This window comes from Collinsella aerofaciens (assembly GCF_015548375.1).
Lineage (GTDB): Bacteria > Actinomycetota > Coriobacteriia > Coriobacteriales > Coriobacteriaceae > Collinsella > Collinsella aerofaciens_AB.
The window spans coordinates 35,615-44,381 of record NZ_JADMWW010000023.1 but is presented as its reverse complement, the minus strand read 5'-3'; the positions used below and the strand labels follow the sequence as shown (position 1 = coordinate 44,381).

The 8,767-nt window shown below is 61.7% G+C and carries 8 protein-coding genes; 1 reads left to right on the top strand and 7 read right to left on the bottom strand.

Features of this window, described 5'->3' with window-relative positions; translation table 11 throughout:
* Positions 1 to 263: 263 nt before the first annotated feature.
* The 3 genes from I1969_RS09315 to I1969_RS09305 form a co-directional block, all read right to left on the bottom strand.
* Entirely contained in the window at positions 264 to 881 is a 618-nt protein-coding gene (locus I1969_RS09315; protein WP_229028378.1) for an IS3 family transposase, read from the bottom strand.
* A complete protein-coding gene (locus I1969_RS09310) occupies positions 881 to 1,486 on the bottom strand; it encodes an IS3 family transposase (RefSeq protein ID WP_195234809.1) in 606 nt (201 codons plus the stop codon). Before I1969_RS09310 ends, I1969_RS09315 begins: the two co-directional genes overlap by 1 nt.
* 115 nt (positions 1,487 to 1,601) lie before the next feature.
* Positions 1,602 to 3,245 carry an amidohydrolase gene (locus tag I1969_RS09305; protein ID WP_229028377.1) on the bottom strand — a complete coding sequence of 548 codons (1,644 nt, stop codon included), beginning with the start codon at positions 3,243 to 3,245 and terminating at the stop codon, positions 1,602 to 1,604.
* A gap of 161 nt (positions 3,246 to 3,406) precedes the next feature.
* Here I1969_RS09305 and I1969_RS09300 point away from each other — a divergent pair, with 161 nt between their 5' ends.
* Positions 3,407 to 4,870: a M20 family metallopeptidase gene (locus I1969_RS09300; protein ID WP_195234807.1), complete on the top strand. Its 1,464-nt coding sequence runs from the start codon at positions 3,407 to 3,409 to the stop codon at positions 4,868 to 4,870.
* Between the two features lie 106 nt (positions 4,871 to 4,976).
* Here the strand turns inward: I1969_RS09300 and I1969_RS11210 are convergent, their stop codons facing one another.
* The 4 genes from I1969_RS11210 to I1969_RS09280 form a co-directional block, all read right to left on the bottom strand.
* Positions 4,977 to 5,474 (bottom strand): DUF2752 domain-containing protein, encoded by a 498-nt coding sequence (locus I1969_RS11210; protein ID WP_195234805.1) that lies wholly within the window; start codon positions 5,472 to 5,474, stop codon positions 4,977 to 4,979.
* Positions 5,467 to 6,075, bottom strand: a complete 609-nt coding sequence (locus tag I1969_RS09290; RefSeq protein WP_138339567.1) for a DUF4234 domain-containing protein — start codon at positions 6,073 to 6,075, stop codon at positions 5,467 to 5,469. Before I1969_RS09290 ends, I1969_RS11210 begins: the two co-directional genes overlap by 8 nt.
* 195 nt (positions 6,076 to 6,270) lie before the next feature.
* Positions 6,271 to 7,587: a zinc-ribbon domain-containing protein gene (locus I1969_RS09285; protein WP_195234803.1), complete on the bottom strand. Its 1,317-nt coding sequence runs from the start codon at positions 7,585 to 7,587 to the stop codon at positions 6,271 to 6,273.
* 149 nt (positions 7,588 to 7,736) lie between these two features.
* Positions 7,737 to 8,759: a YitT family protein gene (locus tag I1969_RS09280; protein WP_195234801.1), complete on the bottom strand. Its 1,023-nt coding sequence runs from the start codon at positions 8,757 to 8,759 to the stop codon at positions 7,737 to 7,739.
* Positions 8,760 to 8,767 lie beyond the last annotated feature (8 nt).

The window sequence follows — 8,767 nt, the reverse complement described above, 5'->3', positions numbered from 1 at the left end:
TTGCTGCTCTACAGTCCTGCGCAAGACGGAAAGCACATTAAGTGCTTTCCTTTGCGTGCGGAACTCGCGACAAACTTCATGCCCTCCGGTCCGCCCCGGGAGCCAGGTTAACTAATTCGGGCCCGGCATTCAGAAAAGTCAGTGCAGCAAAATGGCGATGCAGATGGGATGCACAAGATAGGGGCACGTTGTTGGGACGCGCTCTTTTAAGTTGCGGTGAAATAGTTCCTGTTTGGGGGTGCGGACGATTTCTTGGACCGCGCCTAGGCGTATCCAAGCTTCCTGCGGTACTCCATCGGGCTCAGCCACCCGAGGGACTTCTTGATCCGCTCCTCACGATAGTACACGAGGTAGGCCTCGAGCCTTCCCATGAACTCCTCGGCCGTCACGCCCTCCCAGTCCCTGTAGTGGAAGAACTCGTTCTTGAGGCGCCCGAAGAAGCCCTCGCAGGCCGAGTTGTCCGGGCTGCAGCCCTTCGCGGACATGCTCCTGATCAGGCCGTTCTCCTCGCAGATCCCGATCCACTCCGGCCAGCGGTAGTGGCCGCCCCGGTCCGAGTGGATCGTCGTGCGCGCGCCCGCCGGCCTCGCCGCGCAGGCCTTGAGCAGGCTCGAGTTCGCGAGGCGCTTGTCGGGGTGCAGCCCGATCGACCAGGCGACGGGCATCCCGTCGAAGCAGTCGACGATCGGGCTCAGGTAGACCTTCTCGCCGCCCGGGAGCCTGAACTCGGTGATGTCGGTGAGCCACAGCCGGTTGGGCTCGTCGGCGTGGAAATTCCTGCTCACGAGGTTCTCCGGCGCCTTGGAGACCTCGCCGGCGTAGGAGCTGTAGCCCCGGGCGCGCCTCTTGTTGTAGACGACCTCGAGGCCCTCCTCGCGCATCACGCTAACAGGGCCACGCGCTTCTCGCTGGCGCGGACCCCCTCGCGGCGCAGGCGCGCCCAGACGGTGCGGTACCCCCAGCACCCCGAGCCCTCGCGGAAGATGCGCACCACGCGGTCGCGTATGTCGGCGTCGCGGTCGCGCGGCGCGGCGACGCGGGGCCTCCAGTACTCATAGGAGCTCTTCGATATCCTCAAGAAACCTGTGATCGAGCGGAGGGGCAGGGCGGTCGCCCGCCTCAATCTCTCGCCGAGCTCGCACTTGCTCCTGTTCGAGATCGAAGCCGGGTCCCACCCTTCCGCTTTTAGGTCGGCCAACACCGCCCTGAGCAGCAGGTTCTCTATCTGGTCCTCGTTGAGCCCGGCGAGCGGGCCGGTCGCCGGCGGGGCGTAGGTCGACTTGTCGGGGCCCAAGCTGGCCTCCTTCCGTGGCGGTTTCCTCGCCCCGATTCTACAGCGCGCACCGGTGTAGCTGTGCGGGAGGTGCCCCGTCGCCCACTTCTTGGCCGCGCCCACCGAGACCCCCGCGAACTTCGCGGCGGCGGTCGGCCCCATGCCGTCCTCCGTCGCCAGGAGGAAGAGCTCGACCTTCTCCCTGCTGTACATGCGAACCTCCAGTCCGGACCGCTTCACGGTCCAACTTTCTGTCCGCACCCCCTTTTTGGGCTTGAAGGCCGATTTTAGGGACTATTTCACCGCAACTGAGGGGTGGGATGTGGGGTTAGCGCTCGTAAATCAAGTTGCCTGCCAGGTAGGTGGCTTGGACTTTGGTGGCTTGAAGTTCTTGGGGATCAACGGTGAGCGGGTTTTGGTCCAGGACTACCAGGTCGGCGTACTTGCCGGGCTCCAAGCTGCCGAGGTTTTGCTCGTCGCCCGCTGCATAGGCGCTGCCCAGGGTGTAGTTGCGCAGAGCCGTTGCTGCATCGATGCGCTCACTCGGCAACCAGCCGCCCTCGGGCCAGTGGCTTTTGGGGTCCTGGCGCGTAATAGCCGTGTAGAGCACGTTCATGCTGGTAACGGGCGTGATAGGGCTGTCGGTACCGAAGGCTTGGCGAATGCCGCGCTGCTTATAGGTTGCGAACGGCCACATGATGCGGCTGCGCTCCAGGCCCAGATCGCGCTCCGGACCACCCGGGTCGAGCGTGATATGGCAGGGCTGGCTCGAAGCAACCACGTTGAGCTTGCGCAGGCGGTCGATGTCCTCGGGCAGAAGGTTCTCCAGGTGCTCGAGCGTGTTATGGCCGTGCTGGGGCAGGCCGTACAGATCGGCGGCCTCCTCGAAGATATCCAGCGCGGCATGAATCGCACCGTCACCAATGACGTGGATGCGCACGGTGTGACCGCGCTCCGCGGCCGCCAGAACCAGTTTGCGCATGCGCTCAACCGGGACCGTCAGACGGCCCTGGTCGCCCGGGAAGCGCGGATTGGTATAGGGCTCAGTGAGATATGCCGTGTGTTCACTCGACACGCCGTCGAAGAACTGCTTAAAACCCGGCGCCGAAAGCAGCGCGTTGTTCGCGTAACGTACCTGCAGCTCTTCCAGACGCGACTGGTCATCCAGCAGCGTGGGAAACAGATGGGCACGAATGCCCAGCCTACCGGCCGTCTGCAATTTGTCGTAGACATCGTCGCGGATAAAATCGCAGCCCGGCATGGGCATGAGCGACATATCGCAGATCGAAGTAATACCCTGCTCGGCCATGCGCCTCATTTGATCGGCGTAAGCGCTTGCGATGCGACCTTCGCCCAGCCACTCAAGGCAGCGCGGCAGCAGCTGCATGGCAGCCGCTTCGTGCGCAATGCCCGTGAGCTCGCCGCTTGCGTCCTTGTCGTAACTGCCGCCCGCTGGCGGCTCGCTGTCGCGCGTGACGCCGAGCGCCTCGAGTGCGCGGCTGTTGAGCCAAAGCGTGTGCCCGTCGCCCGAATACATAACGCAGGGACGATCGGGGAATGCTGCATCGAGCGACGCCTTGGTAGGATGCTCGGGCGGGTCCCAACGGTAGTCGCGCCAGCCCTGCGTCACAACCCAGGCGTCGTCGGGCAGGTCCTGGGAAAACTCGAGCGCGTGTTGCACCAGTGCCGCCTCGGACGTACCCATATCCATGAGCATGTACGGCGAGGAGCCGACCGAGGTATGGAAGAAGTGCAGATGAGCGTCATGGAAACCGGGGCAGACAAACTGCTCGCCGTAGTCGATAACCGGCGTGGCGGCAGGCGCGGCGGCAATCACGTCATCGGGCGCACCGACTGCGACGATACGGTCGCCTGCGATGGCAATCGCCAGCTCGCGGGCGGTATCGACGCCGTCTTGCGCGGTAAAGACGTTCTTGGAGCGGATAATCCGATCGATATGTTGCATGGACATCCCCATCTCTGGCAGAAAATTCAACACCCCCGAGTGTACTCCCCCGCCTCGGTTACAAAATGCCAAGCGGCAAACGGCAGCTTTGCCAGGCCAAGTGGCAGGTGGCATACTGGAAAGAGCCTGTACGATTTTGCGATAAACCAGTAAGGAGCAAATCGACCATGACGAAGACCAAGGCACAGCAGATTATGGCGGCGACCGAGGCTCGCGCGGCTGACGACGTCACCGCAGCCATCCAAGATATCGCCGCCGAGTTTGAACCCTACATCATTAAGCAGCGTCGGCACTTCCATAAGCACCCGGAGCTGAGCCTCGCCGAAGAGCGCACGACTTCTGACATCGCCAACCAGCTCGACGCCATGAATATCCCCTACGAGCGTCCCCTTAAGACGGGCCTGGTGGCAACCCTTCGCGGCACCGCGCCCGACGCCTATCGCGAGGACGGCACGCCGCGCCGCCGCATCCTGCTGCGTGCGGATATCGACGCCCTGCCCGTCACCGAGCAGACCGGCGAGGATTTCTCCAGCGTCAACGAGGGCTGCATGCACGCCTGCGGCCACGACTGCCACATCGCCATGATGCTCGGCACGCTGCAGATTCTGCGCCATATGACAGACGACATCCACGGCGAGGTCCGCATCGTCTTCCAGCCCAGTGAGGAAAACGGCCAAGGCGCCAAACTCATGATCGGCACGGGCGTGCTCGACGGCGTCGATGGTGCCTACGCCGCGCATATCTGGAGCGAGGTCGACGCCGGCACCGTAAGCTGCGAGCCCGGCCCGCGCATGGCCAATACCGACTGGTTCCGCATCGATGTCCGCGGTACCTCGTGCCACGGCGCCATGCCCCAGCGCGGCCACGACGCCGTTATGGTTGCCGCCGAGATTGTCAACGCCCTGCAGACCATCGTCTCGCGCGAGATAAGCCCCTATGAGCCGGCCGTCATCACCGTCGGCGAGCTGCATGGCGGCACCGCGCGCAACGTTATCGCCGGCACGGCCTACCTCGCCGGCACGGTGCGCACCTACGGAGATTCAACCCACGAGGAAATGCCGGAACTTATGCGCCGCATCGTGGAGCATACCGCGGCCGCCTTGGGCGCCGAGGCAGAGCTCACCGACTACACCATCGCCAACTACAAGGTCGAAAACGACGCGGGCTCGAGCGAGCGCTGCCGTCAGGCTGTAATTAAGTGTCTGGGTCCCGCCGGCCAAGGCCATTATCGCGGCACGCTTTCGGGCGAGGATTTTTCGGAGTACCTGCGCCGCGTACCGGGCGTGCTCGCCTTTGTAGGTACGCGCAACCCCAAGATTGGCGCCACGTACGCCCAACATTCCTGCTTTTACAAGATCGACGAGAGCGTGCTGGCAAAGGGCTCCATGGTGGCCGCCCAGTATGCTATCGACTTTTTGTCCGAGCCCACGCAAGAGGAGCTCGACGGCCCCGCGATCACCGCGGTCGCCGAAACCAACCCCGATCTGGCCGCCAAGTTGCGCTCTGCCAAGGCGACGTCCGCCGAGGCTCGTGACGCCATCCACGACGCCCGCACGGCTCGCCATGCCGCAATCAAGGGCATCCACGAAGCCCGCGCCGCCGCTCGCCGCGAGGAGAAACACGACGAGTAGTCGTCACACCCATCCATAACAGCCTGGCTAAAGCAAAGCGGGGGCGGACGTTATCTCAACGTTCGCCCCCGCTTATGTGTCGACCGTTTTTCTAGCGCGTCCTCCGTCACGCCAGGTAAGAGCGAAGGATGGTGAGCCAGCGTGGGGGTTCGAGGTGGATGATATCGTCGGGAACTCCGGCGGGCGCATAGCCGCCAAAGAGCAGACCGGCATCTGCCGGATTGATGAGGCGCACGATCCATACGACGACGACCAGCACGCACAACACGGTGACCGCAATGTCGATACCACGCTTTAGCTTGCTCGATGCCACCTCCTCGCGCACGAACGCGAGCACAAACGCAATCGGCACCACCCAAAACAGCGGATGGTAGGCAAAGGCAGCCGCATAATCGAGGCGCAGCGCCGCCAGCCACGCCCTCGTCATGCCGCATCCCGGACAAGGAATGCCCGTCATCAATCGAAAAATGCAGCCAATGTCGAGCAGGTAGAGCGCGAGCCAGGCGACAAAGAGCGCGCCGGTGCAAAAAAGGGCGCGGCGAAGGAGCTCTGCCGTGCCCCTATGTCCCTGGAAGCTGTTCACGCCGCCCTTATTGTTAGGCACGAGCGCCAAGGCGAGTGTTGTAAGCCGTTGCCATGGCATTGGTATTATTGATGACGATGTTCATAGCGAAGATGGGACCAAGGCCGCACAGGAGCGCGCCGAAGATCTGCCACAGAAGAACGGTGGTGCCGTTTTCCTGGAACACCAGGCCGTAGCGAGGAGCGTTGGCCTGCAGGCGGTTGCCAATCTTGTAATACCAGTAGTACGCGTAGAAGCCGCAGGTCACAAACGATAGAAGGATGAATTCCGCCAGACCCGGCGTGTAATCGCCGTCATCCTGACACAACGTGTTGACGTCGCGTGCCAAGCAATACAGGAAGTAGAACGAATAGATACCGCAGGTCACAAGAGAGAGCAGCAGCCAGCCGATCAGGCTGCGGTCAGCCTTAATGGGGTCATAGCCCATCGGAGCGGATGCGGACTGTTGGGCGTATTGACCGGTGTACTGCTGCTGAGGCTGGGGCGCGGGCTGAATAGCCTGGGCCGGAGCGGGCTGGGGCTGCGGGGCCGCAGCGGCAGAAGCGGCACCAACGGCGGATCCGCAAACAGGGCAGAATTTGGCATCATCCGAAATGGGAGAACCACAAGTGGGACAGAACATGAGCCTCTCCTTTTCCTAAGGCGTCGCACGCCTTCAAACCTTACACGTCTACGTTCTCAACAATAGCCGCGACGTTGTTGCGCAACATTGACCAATTTCCGAGAAATTTTGCTGCAACCGTTTTCCCAGGCATTTTCTTGTTTTCGCAGTAGAAAAAGGCACCCCGGGCTCAGTTGCCCAGGGCGCCTCGACCGGCTATTCGGTTTGATTGTTTTCGGCAGCAGGATTATCGCCCGGCTCATCCGCCGGCGTGGCAACGGCATCCCAATCGGGCTCCGCAGGCGTCGCCTCGGACGCCGGTGCGGGGGCAGGAGCAGGTGCCGGGGCAGGGGCAGGCGCGGGTGCCGGGGCAGGTGCAGGCGCGGGCGCCGGGGCAGGCGCAGCACCAGTGGCTGCCGTGGGATTGAATCCCGCAGGAGCAGGCTTCTTCTCACCCGGGAGCACAAAAGTCAAAACGTCGTCCTTGTCCTCATCGGCCCATTCGCTTGCATAACGTGCAGCCCAATAGCCAACGGCACGGTGCTTGAGCATCTTGCCAAAGACCGTAAGGAACACCGTGACGAATGCAATCAGCACCAGGAACAATACGAGCGTGACACCACCGGCGGTAACAATCGCCTCGATACCCGTGGGGCGATAGTAATAGCCGTACGCGCCAATTCCGGCGATGGCACCAAAGACAGCTGTCAAGATCCACGTAATGGCGTTGGAAACCAGGCCCGTCAAAAACTCGGGAAGGAACGAAGCACAGAACAGCTTGGTCTTGTTGTGCTTAAAGGCCGCCCAGACCTTATCGAGCGAAAACGCGCTCTCGACGCGCCCGGTCACCGCAAAGTGCATCACGGCAATGTCGGCGAACATCTTAAAGAAGACACCCAGAATCGCCGAGGCAATTAGCGCCAGGACAAGCAGGCCAAGCGAGCCAAACAGCGCAGCTTCGAGCGCATAAGAGCCGTAATACGAATACGAGCCTGCGGCGCCAATTACCGCGCCCTCCGCCAGCGAAAGCACTACACCGATAACGGGAATGGCAGCGATAACCTCGAGCACGACCGAAATAACGCTCGAAAAGACTCCGAGACCAAACGACGTGGAACGCATCAGCGGACGGTCCATGCCGTCATCGACCTTGAGCGACAGATCACGGCCCCACTCGATACCAAAGCCGGAACCGCACACACTCGCAATGCAAGCTGCCAAAAAGCCGATGGCAGCCGCAATGCCGCCAATAACAGGAATAAACAGCACGAGCACCGACACAACGCAAATCAGCGCCGGCAAAAACGCGATTTGGCATACACGCTGAAGCACGCCCGGAGTCTTAGTCATATCTTGGAACGCCTGAGCCACACAGCCCTTTGGCGCATTCGCCACGGGCGGTTGCGGAACAAACTGCTGGGGCTGAGGCTGTCCCTGGGGAGCGGGGCCAGCGGCACCGGCATTAGGAGCGCCACACACGCCGCAGAACTTGTCGTTATCGCCCATGGGGGCGCCACACTGCGAGCAGAACATAGAATCATCCCTTCGCATCTTGAACGAATCACTTGGATCGCAAACGTTGTCTTTAGCATCATTATTGCCCAATGTGGGGTCAAATACTCAAAGACGACCGATTTGCAAGGTACACGGCGCCAGCAGGCGGTTCGTTGAATACGTCCGCGCTAGTTCGTGCCGCGGAAACCCTTGCCGACGATCTCGGAGCTGTCGACAATCGTAATAAAGGCACCCGGATCGACCTCGCGCGCATAGCGGCGCAGCTGCACGGCCTCGCGACGGCTCAGCACGCTCATGATCACCGTCACGCACTTGCCCGAGAAGGCACCGTAGCCACGACTGATAGTCGCCGTACGATTGAGATGCTTGACGATAAACTCCTCGACCTTAAGGGGCTCGGAACAAATGACCGTGCAGACCTTACGAAGGTGAATGCTCTCGATGGCCTTGTCGACCACGAGCGTCTTGGCAAACAGGCCGAGCACGCAATACAGGCCGACACGCGGGCCATACAAAAAGGCCGCGATGGTCACGATGCCGATATCGACCAACAGCAGTGCGCGGCCAATCTCGAGCGTGGTGCGGCGCTTGAGGATCATAGCGAGGATATCCGTGCCGCCCGTCGAGGCGCCGATATCAAAGACGATGGCGCTGCCGAGCGCCGGCAGAATCACGGCAAAGCACAGGTCAAGCCACATATCGCCCGTCATCGAGATATCGGTCGGGATAAAGAGCTCAAACAGCGAAACATAGGCGGACAGTGCAAACGAGGCGAAGACGCTCCACAGGATTGCCTTGCGCTCCAAAAAGATAAAGCCCAAAACGACGAGAACCGCGTTGATAATCCACATAAAGACGCCGACGGGCAGGGTCGGGAACAGCGTGGACAGAATGACCGACACGCCCGAGGTGCCGCCAAAAGCAAAGTGATTAGGGGTTTTAAACGCAACGATGGCAAAGGCCGTAAGAATCAGGCCCAGATTGAGCTCGGCGAAAAAGCGCGGGAAGCCCGGCTCCTGGCTGCGCTTTTGGCCGGCACGCTCGCCGCGCTCGATATCGGTGCGATCGACCACGCGCTCCATCGGCACCACGGGAGGACGATGCATCTCCTCGGCAGCACGCGATGCCGCCTCTGCCGCGGCGGCCTCAATCGCCCATGCCTTGCTTTCTGTTTCGTGCTCGTCAGCCATTACGGCAA